The following is a 20,167-nucleotide window of genomic DNA, read 5'->3' as shown; positions in this document are numbered from 1 at the left end:
TTGCCCGGAGGTTCTGCTGACTTGGCTGAGATAAAGAACTTCCCTCGCAAAGCCGGTCGCCATCCCGCGGCTTTGACGTTGTCCGGTCGATGCCCCGTCCGGACCAACCCGGTTCGAAGCCTTTTCAATTGCAACGGAGACCGTCTAACCTTCAGAGAACTCTGTCGAAAGCGTCCTCAAGCCGTTTCATCGCGGCGGGCACGTCATAGAGCTTGTCGAGGCCGAAAAGGCCAAGGCGGAAGGTGCGGAAGCCCTCCGGCTCGTTGCATTGCAACGGCACACCGGCGGCGATCTGCATGCCCTCGGCTGCGAACTTCTTGCCGTTCTGGATATCCGGATCGTCGGTGTAGCTGACCACAACGCCGGGCGCGCCGAACCCGTCGGCGGCCACGGATTTCACCCCGCGCGCGGCCAGCATGCCGCGCACGCCATTGCCCAGTTCCCATTGCGCATCCCGCAGCTTTTCAAACCCGTATTCCTTGGTCTCCAGCATCGTGTCGCGGAAAGCGCGCAGGGCATCGGTGGGCATCGTTGCGTGATAGGCATGACCGCCGTTTTCATAGGCCTGCATGATCGAATGCCATTTCTTGAGGTCGATGGCAAAGCTGTTGGATTGGGTGTTTTCCATCCGCTTGACCGCGCGGTCGGACATCATCACGAGACCCGCGGAGGGCGACGCGGACCAGCCCTTTTGCGGGGCGGAGATGAGCACGTCCACGCCGGTGGCCTTCATGTCGACCCAGGCGCAACCCGAGGCGATGCAGTCGAGCACCATCAGCGCGCCGACCTCATGGGCGGCCTCGGCCAGCGCGGTCACGTAGTCATCGGGCAGGATCAGCCCGGCGGAGGTCTCCACATGCGGCGCGAAGACGACGTCCGGCTTCACGTCACGGATCTTGGCGGTGACCTCGTCGATCGGGGCGGGAGCGAACGGCTCCACGTCGCCATTGCCGGTCTGGCGCGCCATGCAGACGGTGGTATCGGACGTGAACTGTCCCGCGTCGAAAATCTGCGTCCAGCGGTAGGAGAACCAGCCGTTGCGCACGATCAGCGCATGTGCATCGGTCCCGAACTGGCGCGCGACGGCCTCCATCCCGTAACTGCCGCCGCCGGGGATCAGGGCCACCGCATCGGCATTGTAGACGTCCTTGAGCATGCCCGAGATGTCGTTCATCACCTGCTGAAAGCTGGCCGACATGTGGTTGAGCGACCGGTCGGTGAAAACGACCGAATATTCAAGCAGACCGTCGGGGTCGATATGGTCGAGAAGGGCAGTCATGGCGGCGTCTCCGTGAAACAGGTGTTTGATCCCGCATATCAGAACGCCGCGCTGGTGGCATCCCGAAAAGCCGCCAGTTTCCCGGTCGTTTTCGACAGCTTAGCCTATGGGTCCGGGACGGCGTTCCTCGCTCAGAAGCACATTGGCTTCCACATCACCTACGCCGGGTAACATCATGATACGGCGCCGTAAAACCCGCTCAAAATCCGAGATATCCCGCGCCACGACCCGCAGGCGATAGTCATAGACGCCCAGGATATGCTCCACCGTCTGCACTTCGGGGATGGCCGAGACGGCACGCTCGAAATCGTCAAGGCTCACGCGCCCCTTGGTGGCGAGCTTGATGCCGAGAAAGACCGTGACGCCAAATCCGAGCTTTTCGTGATCGAGGTCAAGCCGCTGCCCCTTGATGACCCCGCTGTCATAGAGCCTGCGGATGCGCCGCCAGGTGGCCGGTTGCGACAGGCCCAGGCTGCGGCCAAGCGCGCTTGCCGATTGCGTAGCGTCCTGCGTCAAGGCCCGCAGGATCAGGCGGTCGGTTGTGTCGAGTTCGATCACAGCGGCAGAACCTCGTCCGATTTGATCCGCGCGACGTGCATCAGCGCCTCGACCTCGGCGATATGGGGCAGGGTGAGGATGGCGCTGCGATAGATCTGCTGATAATGCGCCATGTCGCGGGCAATCACTGAGAGGCGCACATCAACCCGGCCCAGGAACGTCTGGATTTCGATGATATCCGGCACGTCGCGCGCGGCGGTCATGAAATCGTCAAAGGCGCGGGGCTGCGTCTTGTCGAGCGCGATGCGCAAGGAGACCTCGACCTCATAGCCGAGCGCGCGCCAGTCGATCACTGCGCGGTTGCCCCGGATGATGCCCGCCCGCGCCATCCGGTCGAGCCTGCGGGTGCAGGTTGCGGGTGTGACGCCCGCGAGATCGGCAAGCTCCGCCGGTCCAAGCGTGGCGTCATGTTGATAGTGGCGCAGGATGCGCCGGTCCGTGTCGTCGAGCATGAAATTTTGCCAAAATAAGATTATGACGAATGAATATATCATCAAATGGCGAAAGAAAATGATTTATGTCCGGTTTATCGCGCGGAAAGGCGTAGGTTGGCTACAGACCAATCAACCAGGAGAAACTCATGCGCGTTTATTATGACCGCGATTGCGACATCAACCTCATCAAGGACAAGAAAGTGGCCATTCTTGGCTATGGCTCCCAAGGCCACGCCCATGCGCTGAACCTGCGCGATTCGGGCGCGAAGAACCTTGTCGTCGCCCTGCGCGAAGGCTCGGCCAGCGCCAAGAAGGCCGAAGGCGAGGGCCTGACCGTCATGGGCATCGCCGAAGCGGCGGCCTGGTGTGACCTCATCATGTTCACCATGCCCGATGAATTGCAGGCGGAGACCTATAAGAAATACGTGCATGACAACATCAAACCCGGTGCTGCGATTGCCTTTGCCCACGGGTTGAACGTGCATTTCGGGTTGATCGAGCCCAAGGAAGGCATCGACGTTATCATGATGGCGCCCAAGGGCCCGGGCCACACCGTGCGCGGGGAATATGTCAAAGGCGGCGGCGTACCGTGCCTTGTGGCGGTTGACACCGATGCCTCCGGCAAGGCGCTTGAGATTGGCCTCAGCTATTGCTCGGCCATTGGCGGTGGCCGATCGGGCATCATCGAAACCAACTTCCGCGAGGAATGCGAAACCGACCTCTTCGGTGAGCAGGCGGTGCTGTGTGGTGGTCTGGTCGAACTGATCCGTTGCGGGTTCGAGACACTGGTCGAGGCGGGTTATGCGCCCGAGATGGCCTATTTCGAGTGCCTTCACGAGGTGAAGCTGATCGTTGACCTGATCTATGAAGGCGGCATCGCCAACATGAACTACTCGATCTCGAACACCGCCGAATATGGCGAATATGTCAGCGGTCCGCGGGTCATTCCCTACGAGCAGACCAAGAAAGAGATGAAGGCCATCCTGACCGACATTCAGAAAGGCGCCTTTGTACGTGATTTCATGCAGGAAAATGCCGTTGGGCAGCCGTTCTTCAAAGGCACCCGTCGCATGAATGACGAGCATCAGATCGAAGAGGTTGGCCGCAACCTGCGCGCCATGATGCCGTGGATCTCCGCGGGCAAGCTGGTCGATCAGGAAAAGAACTGACCGGACGGTCAAATTCTAGGCTGAATTGGATTGACCCCGGCCAATGGCTGGGGTCTTTACGTTCCAGAACCAAGAGGCGCGCATGACCCCCATCAATCCGATCAACTGGCTGAAACTCTTCATCCTCGGGGTGATCTGGGGCGCGTCCTTCATGTTCGTGACCGTGGCGCTCACCGGGGTGGGGCCGTTGACCGTGGCAGCCATCCGGCTGACCCTTGGCGCGGTGCTCCTGGTGCTTCTCTGCGCGGTGCGGGGGATTGGCCTGCCGTCGCTGTCGCAGGAAAACGGCGGCAAGATATGGATATTTGCCATCATCATGGGGCTATTTTCGAACATTGTGCCGTTTTCTCTTCTATCCTGGGCGCAGCTTTCGGTCGCGTCGGGGTTTGCGGGCGTCTGCATGGCGGTTGTGCCGCTCATGGTGCTGCCGCTGGCGCATGTGTTTGTGCCGGGTGAGACGATGGTGCTGCGGCGGTTGATCGGTTTCCTGATTGGCTCGGCCGGGGTGATCGTCTTGATCGGAAAATCGGCGTTCGTCTCGACCGGGAGCGACTTGGAATCGCTGGCGCGCATCGCCTGCGTGGCGGCGGCGGGCTGTTACTCCATCGGCGCCATCGCCACACGGCTCTGCCCGGCGGTGAACATGCTGTCGCTTTCGGCCGCCGCTCTGAGCGTGGCCAGCGTGATCGCACTGCCGCTCGCGCTTTATGTCGAAGGGGTGCCGTCGGGGGTGAATACCAAGGCGATGTTTGCGCTTCTCTACCTTGGCGTCTTGCCGACCGCGGTGGCGCAGGTGTTGCTGACCCAGGTTATCCGCGATGCCGGGCCGGTCTTCATGAGCCTCGTGAACTATCAGGTGCCTTTGTGGTCGGTCTTCCTGGGCGCGATGATCCTGGCGGAGCCGTTGCCGCCGAGCCTGCTGGTCGGGATGGCGATGATCCTGAGCGGGGTTGCCCTGAGCCAGCTTGGCGCTCTCAGGCGGTTGTTTGGCCGGGGGTGAGAGACTGGCCATCTAGTTCGGCGGTTTTCTTGCGCGGAATCAAGGCCGCAGGCCGCCGCGCAATCGCCAGACCGCCCGCAAGGGCTGGCGATTGGCAGAGGTTGCGCAATGATCGGGGCATTTTCGGATTTGGTAGAGATAAAATGCGTTCAACAGCGGTTGATCGCCATCCCGCGGTCTGGCAATCGAGCGGCTAAGCGCAGGGTTGCGAACGGAAGGGTTAGGCCGACAACATTATGCGTGGCTTAGAGCGGATCGCCTTTACGCCGGCTCTCCACCCGTCGCCGCTTGCCAGAGCTTCAGCGCGGCGGCGGTCTCGGCGACGTCGTGAATGCGCAGCATCTGGATGCCTTGTGCAACACCCGCGATGGCCACGGCAAGCGATCCCGGCACGCGCTCGGACGCCTCGTTCACCCCGCTCAGGTCACCGATGAAGCGTTTGCGTGACGCACCCAGCAGGATGGGACAGCCCAAGCCGTGGAAAAGCGACAGGTTCTGCAGGAGCACGAGGTTATGGGCGCGCGTCTTGCCGAAACCGATGCCGGGATCAATGATGATCTGATCCCGGGCAATGCCTGCCGCCACAAGCGCATCGACCCGCTCGGAAAGCCAGTCGTAGATATCAAGCGCCGGATGGTCATAGCGCGGATCGTTCTGCATCGTCTCCGGGCGGCCCTGCGCGTGCATGACACAGACGGGCAGGGCGTTTTCGGCACAGTAGGGCGCGAGCGTGTCGTCAAAGGTGAACCCGGCCACGTCGTTGACCAGGTTCGCGCCCGCCTCATGGGCCGCGCAGGCAACGGGTGTTTTGCGGGTGTCGATGGAAATTGGCACATCGGACTGCCCGCGGATCGCTGCGATGACCGGGGCGGTGCGCGCGATTTCATCGGCGACGGGAACGGGTTCCGCGCCGGGGCGGGTCGACTCGCCCCCCACGTCGATCATGTCCGCGCCTCCGGCGATCATCGCGTTCGTATGGGCGATGGCCGCATCCGGCGCGTTATGGCGTCCACCATCGGAGAAGCTGTCCGGTGTGACGTTGAGGATGCCCATCAGGCGCGGCGTCTCGAAGCTCAGGCCGCAGATCGGTGCGCGCGGGGCGGTCAGCCGTCCAAGGGTCTTGTCGGGCAGGTTCGAGGCGTGGATCAAACGCGACGTGCCATCGCGGGTGATTTCTTCGGCCATGTCGAACCAGGTCCACCCCCCCGCAAGGAGCAGGGCGCCCTCGGGGCGGATGTGGTCGGTGCGGGCGATGGGGCGATAGTAGCAATCAGCCATGGTCGGGACCTAGCGCCACCATATCGCAGCCCGATGCGCGCGTGCCGGGCTGGTGTGGAGGTCCCGGGTCAGGCCCGGGACGGGTGGTTTGCGGAGGCGTCGGTTCATAGCCCGGATTGCGCGATGTCCTGCACCAGAACCGGGACCGGCGAGCTGGTAGGGGGGCGTTCCCCGATCAACAGGAGATCGGAGGCCTCGACATGACCTGAAAACCACGCGGCCAGCGCCACCGGGTCGTTCGGGCCGACGGTGGGGCCGTCAACCGCATCCAGGACAATCTTGGAGGGCGCCCAGACGCTGATCTGACCGTTCTTCATGGCCCAGTCGAGCTCGGTCCGGGTATCGACCACGACGCAACGGTCGTCGCGTCCGGCCAGCATCCAGGCGTTTTGTTCAATCGCAAGCAGGTCAACGCGCCTCTGGGTCATCTTGTGGCCAGTCTTGGGGCTGTCGACATCCGGCAGGCCGACGCAGAGGATCACCGGTTCGGCCCGCGCCTGCAACTGATCGAGCCAGCGCGGCAGGTTCGGAGAGCCGATCGCGGCGTTGGTCAGGAAGACCACGTGCGGGTGCGGCGTGGTGTCGGAATGATGCGCCACCGGCTTGGTCGACAGATCGTCCACCGAGCGGACGATTTCCACACCAAGCGCACCGGGGCCACGGTCGAGCTTTTCGATCCGCACGAAGCTGCGCACGGCCTGCGGCTCCAGCAGGATGCGCTCGGCAATGCGCTCTGCAAGGGTCTCGAGCAAGTTCAGGCGTTCTTCGGCCAGTTCGGCGGCGATGGCCTCGGTCACCCGGTCATAGGACAGGATGCGATCGACATCGTCCGCCACCGGGTCGGTCAGCGGACGCACCTCGACCACGACGTTAAAGCAAATCCGTTGGGTGATGCCGCGTTCGGCCTGAAACGCGCCGATCTCGACCTCCACGATGTGATCGCGCAGGGAGATACGGTCCAGCGGACCATCCGGTGCCGTCGCGTCGGCACGTTCCGAGGGATGTTCGAACGCCAGTCTGATTTCATTGCTCATCTTGCCCACTCCGCTCAGGCTGCCAGCGGGGCTTAGCATGGGCCGGGGGGCGCGTAAAAGGAGATTTCCGACAGGTCCACGACGTTCTGCGGCCGGTTTCACCCATTGCAGACGGAAAAAAGACCCCGGAAAGCCGGGGTCTTGGCGCAAGTGGTGGCCTTTTTTGCGTTTAGGGCGCGGGCGCTCTTGGCGAAGTGCCGGTTTGTCCGGCAGGCGGCATGAAATCCGCAAGGGGCTTTAGCGTCCGCGCCCCAGGCCCGGTATTGGGGACGAGAGGGCGTTGCCTCACCGGGCGGGGGTCGGGCGGGTCGGTCAGCGCCTCTTTCAAACCGTCGATATCGCGGCTTTGAAAGAAGCGGCCAGACATCACGCCAATCGTAAAGGGCCACATCATTGTCATCGTCCTCCCTGTTGGACGGCGGCGCAGGCGATCAAAGGGCGGGGCGGGGCGATCGTTGCGCGGTGCGGGCCAGAAGGGCTTGGGCGCCGCGGATCGCGTCACGCAGATGCAGCCGTTCCTGCTTGAGCCGTTTCATCATCGAGGGGTCCGACCAGTTTCTCACCTGTTCCTGGGTGACGCGGTCATCCAACTCACGGTGGCGGCGGCGCAGCGCCTCGATCCGCATGGCAAGGGAACGGTGTGAGATTTTCCTCTCTGGCATCAAAGTCTCCTGGGTTTGGGTCAGCGCGGGATTACGCCGCCATGGCATAGATATCGGGTGTCCGCGCAGAATTTTAATCCTATTGAACGTGAAAGTTTGATTTGAAAAACCTATCTTAGGCTGAGGAGACCGGAGGATGGGATGGCAGATGAAATCACCTTGCGGCAGCTGCGATACTTCGTGGCCCTGGCCGAGACACGGCATTATCGCCGCGCGGCGGAGCGGATGGGGGTCAGCCAGCCCTCGCTCAGTCAGCAGATCGTCAACCTCGAAGCGGCCCTTGGCCTTGAGGTGGTCGAACGCGGACGGCGGGGCGCGGTCCTGAGCCCGGCAGGGCGCGATGTGTTGACCCATGCGCGCCGCGTTCTGGACGAGGTTTCGGCACTGGCGGCGCTGCCACCCGCTTTGCGGGACGGGGCGGGCGGGACGATCCGGCTGGGCTCAACCCCCACGCTCGGCCCTTACATCCTGCCTTACGTGGTGCGGCGCCTGCGGCGGTCCTTTCCGGATCTCAAGGTCATCATCCGCGATGCGGCCCCGGCGGTGTTGCGGGACGAGCTGATGGAGGGGCTGCATGACATCATCCTGACGCAACTGCCGGTCATCTCCGGCGATGTCGAGGTGCAGCGCCTGTTTCGTGAGCCGTTGAAACTGGTCGTGGCGCAGGATCACCCCCTCGCCGGGCAAGCGGCCGTGTCGGACGCGGAACTGGCCGGGCAGGACATCCTGGCGCTGTCGAGTACCTATGTGCTGCACGATCAGATCAGAGAACTCAGCGCCGAGCTGGGCGCGACGCTGCGGCAGGATTACGAGGGCACGAGCCTCGATGCCCTGCGGCAAATGACGGCGCTGAACATGGGCGTGTGTTTCCTGCCCGCGCTCTACGTGCTGTCTGAGATCCCGGCACAATATGACGACGTGGCGGTCCTGCGGTTCCGGCAGGACCGTTTCACGCGGTCAGTGGGGCTGGTCTGGCGCCGCCAATCTGCCCATGGCGCGGTGATCGAACGGGTGACCGGCGTCGTCCGGGGCGTTGCCCGTGACCGGTTTGCAGGCCATGTGACCGTGGAGTGAGCGCGGCTGTGGTGGGATTGCGGCAGGGTTCACCGCAGGGACCGGCGTTAACGATGTGTTTACCTTTTTGTTGCCCCGAGGCGCGACGGCGGCCTACTCTTGTGGCCTGTTTCCCGATGGAGGAATTGCGCGATGTTGCTGCGGAGTATGGCACCTGCGATGTGTTTCGCCCTGGTCGCCTGTGGGAGGGCGCCGGCGCCCGAGGTGGCGCAGTTCCGTGGGCATGACCTGGAAATCCTGCATCCCGCTCCCTATGCGAATTATGTCAGCGTGGCGCCGGGCCGCCAAGACGCGGCATTGCCCGGCCCGCGGCAGATCAGAAGCCGGAGATTCTCGCGGTTTCTGCGGGAAAAGACTGGCTGCGTGATGGACCCGTCGCGCGAGATGGCGGTGCTGGGCCATAAGAAGATGCCCGCGGGTTACATGGTGCCGGTGGTCTGTCTGTAAGGTCAGGGTTGAAGCGCGGCGCGCCTCGAAGCCGCGCAAAGTGCAGCGGCAAAAGAAAAGCCCCCGGCGTGTACCGGGGGCTTTCGACTTTTCTCAGGAATCGGCGCTTAGTGCGCGTGGCCCTTGTCCCACTCCTCCTGCTTGGGCAGGATTTCGAACGTGTGTTCGGGTGGGGGCGAAGGCAGGGTCCATTCCAACGTGTCCGCATACTCGTTCCAAGGATTATTCTCGGTCACCCGGGCTCCGGAGCGCAGGGTATAGATGATAATCCCGAAGAAGAAGATGAAGGACGCAAAGCTGAGGAAAGCGCCAATCGACGACCACCAGTTCCAGGGCGCGAACGCCTCGGGGTAGTCGATGTAGCGGCGCGGCATGCCCTGACGGCCCAGGAAGTGCTGCGGGAAGAAGGTCAGGTTGGCCCCGATGAACATCGCCCAGAAATGCAGCTTACCAGCCCATTCCGGGTACATACGGCCCGACATCTTGGGCAGGTAGAAATACATGCCCGCAAAGATGGCAAAGACGGCCCCCAAGCTCATCACGTAGTGGAAGTGCGCCACCACGTAATAGGTGTCGTGATAGGCCCGGTCGATACCGGCCTGTGACAGAACGATGCCCGTCACGCCGCCCACGGTGAAGAGGAAGAGGAAACCGAAGGCCCAGAGCATCGGCGTCTTGAACTCGATCGAACCGCCCCACATCGTGGCAATCCAGCTGAACACCTTCACACCCGTGGGCACCGCGATCACCATCGTGGCCAGCATGAAGTAGCTCTGCTGCGTCAGCGACATGCCAACGGTGTACATGTGGTGCGCCCAGACGACGAAGCCCAGGAAGCCGATGGCGATCAGCGCCCAGACCATCGGCAGATAGCCAAAGACCGGTTTGCGCGAGAAGGTCGCGATGACGTGGCTGATGATGCCGAAGCCGGGCAGGATGATGATATACACTTCCGGGTGGCCAAAGAACCACAGGATGTGCTGATAAAGGATCGGGTCACCGCCCCCGGCAGGATCGAAGAAGGTCGTGCCGAAGTTACGGTCGGTAAGGAGCATGGTGATCGCGCCCGCAAGAACCGGCAGCGAAAGCAGAATCAACCACGCGGTAACGAAGATCGACCAGCTAAAGAGCGGCACCTTGAAGAGCGTCATGCCCGGTGCGCGCATGTTCAGGAAGGTCGTGATCATGTTGATCGCACCGAGGATCGAACTTGCGCCCGAGACGTGCACGGCAAAGATCGCGAGGTCCATCGACATGCCTTGTTCTGTCGTGGATAGCGGCGGGTAGAGCACCCAACCTACGCCCGAACCAAGCTGCCCATTGCCACCCGGCGACAGGAGCGAGGCGACGCCAAGCGACGTGCCGGTCACGTAGAGCCAGAACGACAGGTTGTTCATCCGCGGGAAGGCCATGTCCGGCGCACCGATCTGCAACGGCATGAAATAGTTGCCAAAACCGCCGAAAAGCGCGGGGATCACCACGAAGAACATCATCAGGACGCCGTGATAGGTGATCATCACGTTCCAAAGATGCCCGTTTGGCGTACATTCACCTGCGGCAGCGGCGGTGAAGCGCGCGCCTTCGAGGCACATGTATTGCACGCCGGGCTCCATCAGCTCGAGGCGCATGTAGACGGTAAAGGCAACCGAGATCAGACCGACAACAGCCGAGACGATCAGGTAGAGGATGCCGATATCCTTGTGATTGGTAGACATGAACCAGCGCGTAAAGAACCCGCGTTCATCATGGTGTTCGTGGCCGTGAATGGCTGCGTCTGCCATTGAATGCCTCCTGCTGACATAATTTACCGGGTGCGTGAATCTATCTCGGCGCGCCCGTATTCCCCATTGGTTTTAGAACGAGCGCCGTGGCGGGGCAATGTCAGAATTTGACGCAGATCAAATATTTTGTCGCACCCTGACAGGTGGATAGGCGAAATCTACCCGGACACCTCTTGAATTCCGTGATCTGCTACCGTCCGGCCTTGCGCAGGGGAGCCATGTGTTTGCCGCGCAGGCGTCCGTTCAGGCCGGCAGAGCCGACGTCATGGATTTGCAGAAATGTACCGGGGATTTGGCGTTCTTCCTCTTGGACCAGTACATGGCCGCGTCGGATTGCGACAGGAGTGTTTCCCATTGGGTGCCGGGGCTCGCGACGGAAACGCCGACGGAAGACTCGACCACTTGCTCGTGGTCTTCGAACGAGATGGGTAGCCTGCTGGCCTCGATGAAACGCTCGGCGACTTTGGCTGCGGCCTGCTCCGGGTTGTCATCCGCGATCACACAGACGAATTCGTCTCCGCCGAGGCGGGCAACAAAATCAGAGGGGCGCACGGCATTCTGCAACCTTTCCGCAGTCACCTTGAGGGCGATATCGCCGGCGTTATGTCCGTGGGTATCGTTCAACTCTTTGAATTTATTGAGGTCCACGTATATCGTGGCAAGTTGCCCAAGGGTCAGCCTTCGGGCGACGGCCTTGCGCCGGAGAAGGGCGGTAAGCCCTGCGCGGTTCAACAGCCCGGTCAGTTGATCCTTGATCGCGATTTCATTCGCCTGTTCAAGCGACAGGTGCTGCGCGTGGAAGTACCGCGCGGCCGCGCCGCAGATGCCCAACAGGCCGAGACAGAAGAGGATAAGCCCGGGCATGATCTCTCGCCGCAGTTTGCTGCCGGTGTATTCCCTTGTCCAACGGAGCGCGGCGAAGGCGGCACCATGGGCATCGGTCAGGATGGGCGCGTCGGCGGCGATGCGGCCCAAATCCCGCGTCAGGACGAAATCACTGATCCTCACCTTGTCGGCCAAATCCGATCGCCACGCCTTGTCGAGCCGTTTCGTCCCCAGCATTACCGGGTAAGCGCGGTCGGGATTGGCCGTGACATTGTCGGGGGTGATCCAGGCGGCAGACACCATGTAGAATTGCCCGGCGCTTTCGATCACGCCGGCGACGGACACATAGTCTTGCGCGGTGTATTCGTTGAGCGCGGACAACGGTGTCTCAAAGGCGGGCGGGTGGAATGCCTGGCCTGCGCCGGTCCCGAGATGCTGATCGTAGGCATGAAGAAGCCGGCCCTCGGCGTTCAGGATGAAAATCTGATCGAAAAGCACACCTTCTGTGGCGCCCGATCCGATATGTTCGTAGATCGCGGCCTGATCGCCTGCGGCGACGACCTCGTAGGCAAGCGTCCAATAGGCGTAATCCTCGACCGCATGCACCAGTTTTTCACCCTTCTCCGCAAGGGAAAGTTGCAGCAGGTCGCGCGTTCTTTCATGTTCCGCCTGGTCGATCCGACTGGTCATCCAGAACAACATGCCCAGCACGGAGATGGTCGCAAAGGTGCCCAGCGACGCGAGCATCCAGAAGATGTATCGCCACGAAATCTGTTCCATCGAGTTTGGCACCTCCGCAAATTTCAGAGGCGCAGACTAGTCGCGACAGATTAAAATCGGGCTAAACCCGGTGTGGGGTGCCACGGCGTTTGGGTCGTGGCGTCAGGCGTCCACGGATGCCTCGGCGCAGATGCGGGCGCTGGCCGTGTCAAGGATGCCCGGATCCTGCAGGCTGACGGCAACGGTCATGGCGCCCTGTAACTGGCATTGGATGGCAAGGGCTGCCTCGTCTTTGTCTGGAAAATCTTTGGGCATGCACGCCACCAGCCAGTCGAGGTTTTCGCGGAAGAACCGGCTGACCCGGGCGTTGATGCGATCCGGCAGGCCCGGGCTTTCGGCGGCCAACATCCCGCACAGGCACTGCAGGTCGGATTTTTGCAGAGCGTCGCGATAGACCTGACAGAACATCGCCAGGGCGTCCGGCCAGGGATGGTCCCCCGGGGCGCCAAGGCTCGCCCCGATCCGCTCGGCATAGCGATCGACCAGGGCCAGACCCAGATCCTCCTTGTGGCGGAAATGATAATGGATGCTTGCCGACTTTATTCCCAATTCGTCCGCGAGGTCACGGAAGCTGACGGCGTGATACCCGCGCAACCGCACGGCACGTTCTGCCAGGTCGAGGATTTGGGTGCGTGTGTCGGACATGGTCTCACAAGGTTGCGATCTATCAGTAGATAGGCTTGACGCGGTCGTGACGCAACCGTAGAAATCTACCTACTACTAGATAGAGGAGAATCGAAAATGAAAGTCTACGAATATGCCGGGTTTCCAAATCCGGCCCGTGTCCGCATCGCCCTGGCCGAGAAGGGGCTGCTCAACGAGGTCGAATTCGTGTCGGTCAATGTGCCGGAGGGCGAGCACCTGTCAGATGCTTACCGCGCCAAGAACCCGTCGGCGGCGGTCCCGTTGCTGGAGCTGGAGGACGGCACCTGCATTTCGGAGTGCACCGCGATTACCGAGTATCTCGACCAACTTGATGGCGCGCCGACCCTCACCGGCGAGACGCCCAAGGACCGCGCGGTCATCCATATGATGCAGCGACGGGCCGAATCCGGTCTCCTTGACGCGGTGGCGACCTATTTCCACCATGCAACACCCGGTCTTGGCGCGGAGATCGAAGGTTATCAATGTGCCGAGTGGGGCAATCACCAGAAAGAAACCGCGCTAAAAGGGATGCGGTATCTTGACGGCGTGCTGTCGGATCAGCCCTATCTTGCCGGTGAGGATTTTACCGTCGCTGACATCACCGCCTATGCGGGGCTGGTCTTTGCAGGTTTCGCCGAGATCGCCGTGCCGGAGGACTGTGCCAATCTCAAGAACTGGCATGCGCGGGTTTCCAGCCGCCCGTCAATCGCGGCCTGACCGAAAAGGGGAACGACCATGGGACGACATGACGATTTTTCCAAACGCGCCGCGGTGCACAGTGCCGAGGAGCCATGGGTCGCGTCGCCCATGGCCGGTGTCGACCGCCGGATGCTCGACCGTATCGGTGACGAGGTGGCGCGCGCCACGACCATCGTTCGCTATGCGCCGGGCAGCAAATTCTCCTCCCACGTCCACACCGGCGGCGAGGAATTTCTTGTGCTTGATGGGGTGTTCCAGGATGAACATGGGGATTTCCCCGCGGGCAGCTATATCCGCAACCCGCCGGAATCGTCGCACACGCCGGGGTCCGAGCCGGGCTGCACGATCTTTGTGAAACTCTGGCAGTTCGATCTGGCCGACCGCACCCATGTGCGCGTCGACACCGGCAAGATGCGCTTCGTGGCGGAACGAGACGGGGTCGAGGTCATGCCGCTCTTTCACGACGCGCGCGAGGATGTGGTGCTGGAACGCTGGGCGCCGGGTGCGGAGGTGACGCTTGATGCCTCAGGCGGGATGGAAGTGCTGGTTCTCGAGGGCGCGTTTACCGAAGCCGGTGAGGTCTTCCGCAAGGACAGCTGGCTCCGCCTGCCGCGCGATAGCCGCTCCACCGCGACAACCGGGCCGGAGGGTGCGCGCGTGTGGATCAAACGGGACCATCTGCGCGAAGACCCCAGGGCACCGGCGGTCTGACGGCGGCCAAGCACCGTTCGGGCGGCGAGTGCGCCGCCCGATTGGGCCGCTGAGCAGGAACACCGCTGAACCAACCAGAATTCGGAGTTTTCGAAAAGGATGCCGGATCAGAACCTGTCGGCGGTTTTCTTCATTGTCCGTATCATCAGGGTGGCAATCTCTGTGGGTTTGGCGGCCAGCTTGCTGACCACCTGCGGGTTGGTATCCAAAATGGCGGCCTTGTTCAGGATATCCTGGTAGAACGCGCGTTCATTGCTCTGTCCCTTGAGCTTGAGCGCGATGAGCATTTTCGTCAGCCGGTCGAATTGCGCCTGCGTTGCGGTGCAGGCCTTGTGGGCCTGATGCGTATTGTTCAACGCAATGCCGCCCAACGCCCCGGCACCGATGCCCCCCAATGTGCCGAGGGTCGAACCGCCCGTTACCCAGTTCCCGACTTTGCCGCCCAACACGGCGCCCCCGCCGCCCGCGAGAAGATCCGAGGAGGTTGTGGCGTTGCCACCACCACTGACCAATCCCGCCGCGGAGAGGATGTTGTAGAAGGCTTTACCGGCTGGTGTGACCGGGCCGCCGGTCGTCATGACCGCGTTTGCGAAAGCCAGCAACTCGCTGTCGCAGAAGTTTTCGGCCACGTCACTGGCACAGTTTTCGGCGAGCGCCGGTTCCTTGACGCCCTTCAGCAGCTTTGCACGCATGCCCTTTTGCGACGACATCACCCCGATACCGGCGACCCGCCGCTTGTGATTGGCATATGGATAGATCGAGCAGTTATAGGAGTTAATTTTCGACATTGTCTGCGAAATAGTGTTCTGCGCAGCCGCCCGGTCCGGCACCAAAAGGCAAGCGGCGAGGCCGAAAACAATACCCGTTTTTGCAAATAACTTCATGAATTTCCCCAATTTTAACCTAACTGGGAAGAATAGCAGCACAAATGCGCGCGTGTCGCAATGGTCTTCGCTGTTGGTTGTGCCGTCATTTCGGGCGTTTGTGTTACCGAGGGGATCATGACCCGGTTGGGCGGCGTACCGCGCCCGGCGATGAGATTGGCCCGGGGGGGGCTGCCGCAGATCCTCCAGACACAGGGTCGCCGCAACCTTATCGCTGCCGTCAGGCAGGCATGCGTTGTTCGACAATGCCTGCCCACCAGCTACACCCGGCGGGGATGGCGTTATCGTTGAAATTGTAGTCGGGGCTGTGGACCTTGGCGGTATCGCCATTGCCCATGAGGATATAGGCGCCGGGGCGTTCTTCGAGCATGTAGGCAAAGTCTTCGCCGCCCATGATAAGCGGCGCCTCGTCGCACTGGCCGCTGACCGAGCGGGCGACATCGGCGGCAAAATCGGTCTGATCGGCGTGGTTTGCCATGACCGGATAGCTGCGTTTGTAGTCCAGCGTGATCGACCCGCCGAAGCCTGCGCCCATCCCGTCACAAAGCGCCTGCATCCGCGTCTCCGCCAGATCCCGCATCTCTGCACTCATCGTGCGGACCGTCCCAAGAAGATGAACAGATTGCGGTATCACGTTGAAAGCATTTGAAGAACTCTGGATCGACGTCACCGACACCACAAGCTGCTCCGTGGGGTCGGCATTGCGTGATGTGATGGTCTGCAGGGCCGAGATCAACTGCCCGGACATCACGATCGGGTCAATGGTTTCATTGGGTTTCGCCGCATGGCCGCCGAGACCTTCGATCCCGATATTGAACACGTCCGTGGCGGCAAAAAACGGGCCGGGACGGATGGCGAACTGCCCCTCGGCGATGCCGGGCCAGTTGTGCATGCCGTAAACTTCCTGCACACCGAAGCGGTCCATCAGCCCGTCTTCGCACATTTCGCGGCCGCCGCCGCCGCCCTCTTCGGCGGGCTGAAAGATCACCACGCAGGTGCCGTCGAAATTCCGGGTCTCGGCCAGGTATTGCGCGGCGCCCAGAAGCATCGCCGTATGCCCGTCATGGCCGCAGGCGTGCATCTTGCCGTCCACTTTGGAGGCATAGTCCACTCCGGTCTCCTCGTGAATGGGCAATGCGTCCATGTCGGCCCGCAATCCGATCACCCGGCCGGACCCGGTGGCCTTGCCGCGGATGACGCCGACAACACCCGTCCGGCCGATCCCGGTGACCACCTCGTCACAGCCGAACGCCTTCAGCTTTTCCTCGACCAACGCCGAGGTGCGGTGCGTGTCAAACATCAGCTCCGGGTGTTCGTGCAGGTCGCGCCGCCATTCGGTGATCTGGTCATGCAGTTCGGCAAAGCGGTTCTTGACGGGCATGGGGTTTCTCCTCGGGGGTTCGCGGCATTTGCGCGCAACCTGACGCAAAGCAGGGTCCCCGGCAAGGGCCACCGTATCACATTTCCCGGACCGCGTGCCCTTACATCCCCGGTCCCATGACCAGCTTGCTGCCGTCGGTGAACCGCCCAAATCGGAACCGGGCCATGTCGTGGCCGGGCTCCGCACCGGTCATCATATCCGCAAGGATGCGCCCGAAGGCCGGACCGATGCCAAAGCCATGGCCGCTCATCCCGGTGCCGACCCACAGGCCGGGCAGGGTGGGGACCTTGTCGACGATGGGCACCACGTCGGGCATCACGTCTATCATCCCGGCCCAGCTGGCCTGCATCCCGACCGGTCCGAGCCTGGGAAAGAGGGTCTGGAAATCCGACAGGAGTCGTTTTACGCGACCCTGATGCGGCGCAGGGTTGAGCACCCGCATCGCCTCAAACGGTGACGGCGCGTCCATCGACCAGCGCCGTGATGTGCCCCAGGCATCGGGGAACCCCTTGGGCGCCGCGGGCAGGTAATGACGGCTGAACGGGCTTTTGAGCAGCGGACGCAGATAGGTTGGCAGCCCGCGCAGGCCGTCGGGGCCGATGTAAAACTCGTGAAATCCCTCGGGGGCGAGGGTGTAGCCGCCATCGCGCCGACGCCGGAAGGCCAGCGTATGATCCGCCGCCCCGCCGGCATAAACCTCTTCAACGGGCGTGGTGGCAACAACCGTGGCCTTGACCGAGATCTGCGGGATCTTCACCCCGTGCCGGCGCAGCAGCAACGAGGACCAGGCGCCACCGGCAACCAGGACCTGATCAGCGGCGATCCGGCCTTTCTCCGAGATCACCCCGGCAATGCGTCCGGCGGCCAGATCAAGCCCCCGCACGGCGCAGTTTTCGATCAGGGTGGCGCCTTCGCGCACCGCTGCCCGGGCCAGCCGTGGCACCGCGACCCAGGGCTCGGCCCGGTAATCCGATGGCGTGTGGAGCGCGCCCAAGTAGCCACGCGACGCGCCGGGCAGCATTTCGGCAACCTCCTGCGCGCTCAGGATGCGGCTATCGACACCATTGGCACGGGCAAGCGGCAGAAATTCCTCGAACTCGGCCATGTCCTTTGCGGTCACGCCCAGATAGGTCAGACCTGATTGCACCAGCCCGAGGTCTTCGTTGATCTCACGCTGCAATTCCGGCCAGAGGCGGTTGGCCTCGACCATGATCGGGAGTTCCGCCGCATCACGCCCGGTCTGGCGGACCCAGCCCCAGTTGCGCGAGGATTGTTCCCCGGCGATCCGGCCTTTCTCGAGCAGCACGACCTTCCGGCCTTTGCGCGCGAGAAAATAGGCGGTCATCACGCCAATCACACCGCCGCCGATGATCGCCACATCTGCGCGATCGGGCAGGCCGGTGTCATGTTCGATGGGGGTCTCTTCGGAAATCGGGAAGGTGCTCAATATCCACTCTCACTGGTCAGGACGAAATGGCCGGGGGTGACCTCGGCATATTCGGACGGGCCGGGCGCATGATCCACCGGGTGGATCGGGGACGGGATCGGCTTGAAATTCAGGTCCTTCTCCAGTTTTCGCTGCCGCGGGTCGGCAATCGGCACAGCGCGCATCAGGGCCTGGGTATAGGGGTGCTGCGGGTTCTCGAAAATCGCCGCGCGGGGGCCTTTTTCGACGATCCGGCCAAGATACATCACCGCCACGTCATGGCTGACCCTTTCGACCACGGCCATGTCGTGGCTGATGAAGAGATAGGAAAGGCCCAGCTCGGCCTGCAATTCCATCATCAGGTTCAGCACCTGAGCCTGCACGCTGACGTCGAGCGCGCTGACGGCCTCATCGGCGACGATGAGTTTCGGCTTGAGCGCAAGGGCGCGGGCAATCGCGACCCGCTGCCGCTGCCCGCCGGAGAGTTCATGGGGAAACCGTCGCAGGAAACTGCGCGGCAGGCCAACGCGGTCGAAAAGCTCCGTCACGCGGGTCTGACGCTCCGCTGCGGACACGCCGAAATTCAACAGGGGTTCGGCAACCTGATCGGCCAGGCACATCTGCGGGTTCAGGCTGGCGAACGGATCCTGGAATACCATTTGCATGTCGGCGCGCGCGCGCCGCAGGTCAGGGCCGTCAAGGGCCATGATATCGACGCCATCGAGCATGATTCGCCCCGCCAGCGGCTCCACCAGGCGCAGGATCGACCGGCCCGCGCTTGACTTGCCGCAGCCGCTTTCGCCCACGAGCGACAGGGTGCGGCCCTTGTTGAGCGTAAACGACACGTCCTCGACCGCGTGCACATTGGCGACCGCGCGGCGCATGAGGCCGCCGGTCACGGCAAAGCGCGTGATCAGACCCTCGACCTGCAAAAGCGGCGTGTCGGTGCCGGGGATGGGCCGGGCCACGGTATCACTGCCGACCAGCCGCATCGGTTCCGGCGCGGATTTGCCCCGCATTTCGCCGAGGCGCGGCACGGCGGCCAGCAGCGCACGGGTGTAGTCATGCTGCGGCGCCTCGAAGATCTCTTCGACGCGGCCCTCTTCGACCTTGCGGCCGCGGTACATGACTACCACGCGGTCCGCCATCTGCGCCACGACCGCCATGTCATGGGTGATGAAGACCACCGCGGTGCCGGTTTCCTGTTTCAATCGGTCGATGAGGGCCAGGATTTCGGCCTGGATGGTCACGTCGAGCGCCGTTGTCGGTTCATCCGCGATCAGAAGGCGAGGGCGACAGGCGAGTGCCATCGCGATCACCACCCGTTGCCGCATCCCGCCGGAAAGCTCGTGCGGATATTGCCTGAGGCGGCGTTCGGGTTCGGGAATGCGGACTTCGCGCAGCAATTCGATCGCCCGGGCGCGGGCGGCACGTCGATCCATCCCGCGATGCAGGCGCAGCCCCTCGGTCAGTTGCCGCTCGATCGTGAAAACTGGGTTCAGGGCGGTCATTGGTTCCTGGAAGATCATCCCGATCTCATTGCCGCGGATCTGCCGCATCAGGCCCTGTTCGGTTTTGGCGAGGTCAACCGTGCCGCCATCCTTTCGGTCAAAGATCAAATGCCCGCCCGCAATCTCGCCACCGCCAAATTCAACGAGCCGCATCAGCGAGAGGGAGGAGACCGATTTGCCGGAGCCGGATTCACCGACCACGCAGACCGTTTCGCCGGGGCCGACCTCGAATGACAGGTCCTCGACACCCACCACCGGGCCGTCGCGCGTCTCGAACGCGACCCGCAGATTTTCGATCCGGGCAATGGGGTGCGCCACCATGCTTTGCAACGGCCTTTTTCATTCCAGAAACTGGCGCCACGCTACAGACGCGGCATCGGGTCGTCAAACCGCTCGCACCGCCATCTAGCACTACCATAACGAGAGGGCTGCCACGGAAGACTTGCTTTTTTTCTCCAACCGGTCTGAGATGGGGAGGACAGCAAGGAAATAAGGGTTAACAGCGTTATTTCGGTCTGCATGAGGTTACGGGTTTTCGGGTTCATGCGATCGTGGCGTTGCAAAAGCCTTTTGTGCAGAAGGCGGAACC

At 62.4% G+C, this 20,167-nt stretch carries 19 protein-coding genes; 6 read left to right on the top strand and 13 right to left on the bottom strand.

What is annotated here, in order from left to right; genetic code table 11:
- Nucleotides 1-151: 151 nt before the first annotated feature.
- From RBB29_RS12475 to RBB29_RS12465, 3 genes are all read right to left on the bottom strand, one after another.
- The gene (locus RBB29_RS12475; RefSeq protein WP_306115238.1) at nt 152-1,279 is read right to left on the bottom strand and encodes an aminotransferase class V-fold PLP-dependent enzyme; all 1,128 of its coding nucleotides are present in this window, start codon (nt 1,277-1,279) and stop codon (nt 152-154) included.
- 99 nt (nt 1,280-1,378) lie between these two features.
- Nucleotides 1,379-1,837 carry an Lrp/AsnC family transcriptional regulator gene (locus tag RBB29_RS12470; protein ID WP_306115237.1) on the bottom strand — a complete coding sequence of 153 codons (459 nt, stop codon included), beginning with the start codon at nt 1,835-1,837 and terminating at the stop codon, nt 1,379-1,381.
- Nucleotides 1,834-2,289 carry an Lrp/AsnC family transcriptional regulator gene (locus tag RBB29_RS12465; RefSeq protein ID WP_306115236.1) on the bottom strand — a complete coding sequence of 152 codons (456 nt, stop codon included), beginning with the start codon at nt 2,287-2,289 and terminating at the stop codon, nt 1,834-1,836. The genes RBB29_RS12470 and RBB29_RS12465 overlap by 4 nt, the downstream gene beginning before the upstream one ends.
- A 128-nt stretch (nt 2,290-2,417) precedes the next feature.
- Between RBB29_RS12465 and ilvC the strand changes: the two genes are divergently transcribed.
- A complete protein-coding gene (gene ilvC / locus RBB29_RS12460; protein WP_306115235.1) occupies nt 2,418-3,440 on the top strand; it encodes a ketol-acid reductoisomerase in 1,023 nt (340 codons plus the stop codon).
- Between the two features lie 82 nt (nt 3,441-3,522).
- Nucleotides 3,523-4,440: a DMT family transporter gene (locus tag RBB29_RS12455; protein ID WP_306115234.1), complete on the top strand. Its 918-nt coding sequence runs from the start codon at nt 3,523-3,525 to the stop codon at nt 4,438-4,440.
- 261 nt (nt 4,441-4,701) lie between these two features.
- Here RBB29_RS12455 and folP read toward each other — a convergent pair whose 3' ends face one another.
- The 3 genes from folP to RBB29_RS12440 all read right to left on the bottom strand — a co-directional run bounded on the left by folP (nt 4,702) and on the right by RBB29_RS12440 (nt 7,414).
- Nucleotides 4,702-5,718 carry a dihydropteroate synthase gene (gene folP, locus RBB29_RS12450; RefSeq protein ID WP_306115233.1) on the bottom strand — a complete coding sequence of 339 codons (1,017 nt, stop codon included), beginning with the start codon at nt 5,716-5,718 and terminating at the stop codon, nt 4,702-4,704.
- A gap of 104 nt (nt 5,719-5,822) precedes the next feature.
- Nucleotides 5,823-6,752: a dihydroneopterin aldolase gene (locus RBB29_RS12445; RefSeq protein WP_306115232.1), complete on the bottom strand. Its 930-nt coding sequence runs from the start codon at nt 6,750-6,752 to the stop codon at nt 5,823-5,825.
- Nucleotides 6,753-7,183: 431 nt separating this feature from the next.
- Nucleotides 7,184-7,414 (bottom strand): YdcH family protein, encoded by a 231-nt coding sequence (locus RBB29_RS12440; protein WP_306115230.1) that lies wholly within the window; start codon nt 7,412-7,414, stop codon nt 7,184-7,186.
- A gap of 141 nt (nt 7,415-7,555) precedes the next feature.
- Here RBB29_RS12440 and RBB29_RS12435 point away from each other — a divergent pair, with 141 nt between their 5' ends.
- On the top strand, nt 7,556-8,488 hold the full coding sequence (locus RBB29_RS12435; protein WP_306115229.1) for a hydrogen peroxide-inducible genes activator: 933 nt from the start codon (nt 7,556-7,558) through the stop codon (nt 8,486-8,488).
- Between the two features lie 132 nt (nt 8,489-8,620).
- Nucleotides 8,621-8,935 (top strand): hypothetical protein, encoded by a 315-nt coding sequence (locus RBB29_RS12430; protein WP_306115228.1) that lies wholly within the window; start codon nt 8,621-8,623, stop codon nt 8,933-8,935.
- Nucleotides 8,936-9,042: 107 nt separating this feature from the next.
- Here the strand turns inward: RBB29_RS12430 and ctaD are convergent, their stop codons facing one another.
- From ctaD to RBB29_RS12415, 3 genes are all read right to left on the bottom strand, one after another.
- Nucleotides 9,043-10,716 (bottom strand): cytochrome c oxidase subunit I, encoded by a 1,674-nt coding sequence (gene ctaD / locus RBB29_RS12425; RefSeq protein ID WP_306115227.1) that lies wholly within the window; start codon nt 10,714-10,716, stop codon nt 9,043-9,045.
- Between the two features lie 243 nt (nt 10,717-10,959).
- The gene (locus RBB29_RS12420) at nt 10,960-12,321 is read right to left on the bottom strand and encodes a diguanylate cyclase domain-containing protein (RefSeq protein WP_306115226.1); all 1,362 of its coding nucleotides are present in this window, start codon (nt 12,319-12,321) and stop codon (nt 10,960-10,962) included.
- A gap of 102 nt (nt 12,322-12,423) precedes the next feature.
- Nucleotides 12,424-12,966, bottom strand: coding sequence for a TetR/AcrR family transcriptional regulator (locus RBB29_RS12415; protein WP_306115225.1), 543 nt, complete (start codon nt 12,964-12,966; stop codon nt 12,424-12,426).
- Between the two features lie 96 nt (nt 12,967-13,062).
- Here RBB29_RS12415 and RBB29_RS12410 point away from each other — a divergent pair, with 96 nt between their 5' ends.
- Together RBB29_RS12410 and RBB29_RS12405 are read left to right on the top strand one after the other, a co-directional pair.
- Nucleotides 13,063-13,683, top strand: coding sequence for a glutathione S-transferase family protein (locus RBB29_RS12410; protein ID WP_306115224.1), 621 nt, complete (start codon nt 13,063-13,065; stop codon nt 13,681-13,683).
- Nucleotides 13,684-13,701: 18 nt separating this feature from the next.
- Nucleotides 13,702-14,376 (top strand): cupin domain-containing protein, encoded by a 675-nt coding sequence (locus tag RBB29_RS12405; protein WP_306115223.1) that lies wholly within the window; start codon nt 13,702-13,704, stop codon nt 14,374-14,376.
- A gap of 107 nt (nt 14,377-14,483) precedes the next feature.
- Here RBB29_RS12405 and RBB29_RS12400 read toward each other — a convergent pair whose 3' ends face one another.
- From RBB29_RS12400 to RBB29_RS12385, 4 genes are all read right to left on the bottom strand, one after another.
- Nucleotides 14,484-15,260, bottom strand: a complete 777-nt coding sequence (locus RBB29_RS12400) for a hypothetical protein (RefSeq protein ID WP_306121159.1) — start codon at nt 15,258-15,260, stop codon at nt 14,484-14,486.
- Nucleotides 15,261-15,480: 220 nt separating this feature from the next.
- The gene (locus RBB29_RS12395; RefSeq protein WP_306115221.1) at nt 15,481-16,641 is read right to left on the bottom strand and encodes a M20 aminoacylase family protein; all 1,161 of its coding nucleotides are present in this window, start codon (nt 16,639-16,641) and stop codon (nt 15,481-15,483) included.
- 100 nt (nt 16,642-16,741) lie between these two features.
- Nucleotides 16,742-18,088 carry an FAD-binding oxidoreductase gene (locus tag RBB29_RS12390; protein ID WP_306115220.1) on the bottom strand — a complete coding sequence of 449 codons (1,347 nt, stop codon included), beginning with the start codon at nt 18,086-18,088 and terminating at the stop codon, nt 16,742-16,744.
- Nucleotides 18,085-19,899, bottom strand: a complete 1,815-nt coding sequence (locus RBB29_RS12385; protein WP_306115219.1) for an ABC transporter ATP-binding protein — start codon at nt 19,897-19,899, stop codon at nt 18,085-18,087. The genes RBB29_RS12390 and RBB29_RS12385 overlap by 4 nt, the downstream gene beginning before the upstream one ends.
- Nucleotides 19,900-20,167: the final 268 nt, after the last annotated feature.

This window comes from Roseovarius sp. MMSF_3359 (assembly GCF_030733385.1).
Classification (GTDB): Bacteria; Pseudomonadota; Alphaproteobacteria; order Rhodobacterales; family Rhodobacteraceae; genus Roseovarius.
This window is presented reverse-complemented; position numbering and strand designations above follow the sequence as displayed.

Coding starts and splice junctions, on each gene's coding strand:
- RBB29_RS12475 (WP_306115238.1), bottom strand. CDS start 1,279: ATGACTGCCCTTCTCGACCATATCGACCCCGACGGTCTGCTTGAATAT.
- RBB29_RS12465 (WP_306115236.1), bottom strand. CDS start 2,289: ATGCTCGACGACACGGACCGGCGCATCCTGCGCCACTATCAACATGAC.
- ilvC (WP_306115235.1), top strand. CDS start 2,418: ATGCGCGTTTATTATGACCGCGATTGCGACATCAACCTCATCAAGGAC.
- RBB29_RS12455 (WP_306115234.1), top strand. CDS start 3,523: ATGACCCCCATCAATCCGATCAACTGGCTGAAACTCTTCATCCTCGGG.
- folP (WP_306115233.1), bottom strand. CDS start 5,718: ATGGCTGATTGCTACTATCGCCCCATCGCCCGCACCGACCACATCCGC.
- RBB29_RS12445 (WP_306115232.1), bottom strand. CDS start 6,752: ATGAGCAATGAAATCAGACTGGCGTTCGAACATCCCTCGGAACGTGCC.
- RBB29_RS12440 (WP_306115230.1), bottom strand. CDS start 7,414: ATGCCAGAGAGGAAAATCTCACACCGTTCCCTTGCCATGCGGATCGAG.
- RBB29_RS12435 (WP_306115229.1), top strand. CDS start 7,556: ATGGCAGATGAAATCACCTTGCGGCAGCTGCGATACTTCGTGGCCCTG.
- RBB29_RS12430 (WP_306115228.1), top strand. CDS start 8,621: ATGTTGCTGCGGAGTATGGCACCTGCGATGTGTTTCGCCCTGGTCGCC.
- ctaD (WP_306115227.1), bottom strand. CDS start 10,716: ATGGCAGACGCAGCCATTCACGGCCACGAACACCATGATGAACGCGGG.
- RBB29_RS12420 (WP_306115226.1), bottom strand. CDS start 12,321: ATGGAACAGATTTCGTGGCGATACATCTTCTGGATGCTCGCGTCGCTG.
- RBB29_RS12415 (WP_306115225.1), bottom strand. CDS start 12,966: ATGTCCGACACACGCACCCAAATCCTCGACCTGGCAGAACGTGCCGTG.
- RBB29_RS12410 (WP_306115224.1), top strand. CDS start 13,063: ATGAAAGTCTACGAATATGCCGGGTTTCCAAATCCGGCCCGTGTCCGC.
- RBB29_RS12405 (WP_306115223.1), top strand. CDS start 13,702: ATGGGACGACATGACGATTTTTCCAAACGCGCCGCGGTGCACAGTGCC.
- RBB29_RS12400 (WP_306121159.1), bottom strand. CDS start 15,260: ATGAAGTTATTTGCAAAAACGGGTATTGTTTTCGGCCTCGCCGCTTGC.
- RBB29_RS12395 (WP_306115221.1), bottom strand. CDS start 16,641: ATGCCCGTCAAGAACCGCTTTGCCGAACTGCATGACCAGATCACCGAA.
- RBB29_RS12385 (WP_306115219.1), bottom strand. CDS start 19,899: ATGGTGGCGCACCCCATTGCCCGGATCGAAAATCTGCGGGTCGCGTTC.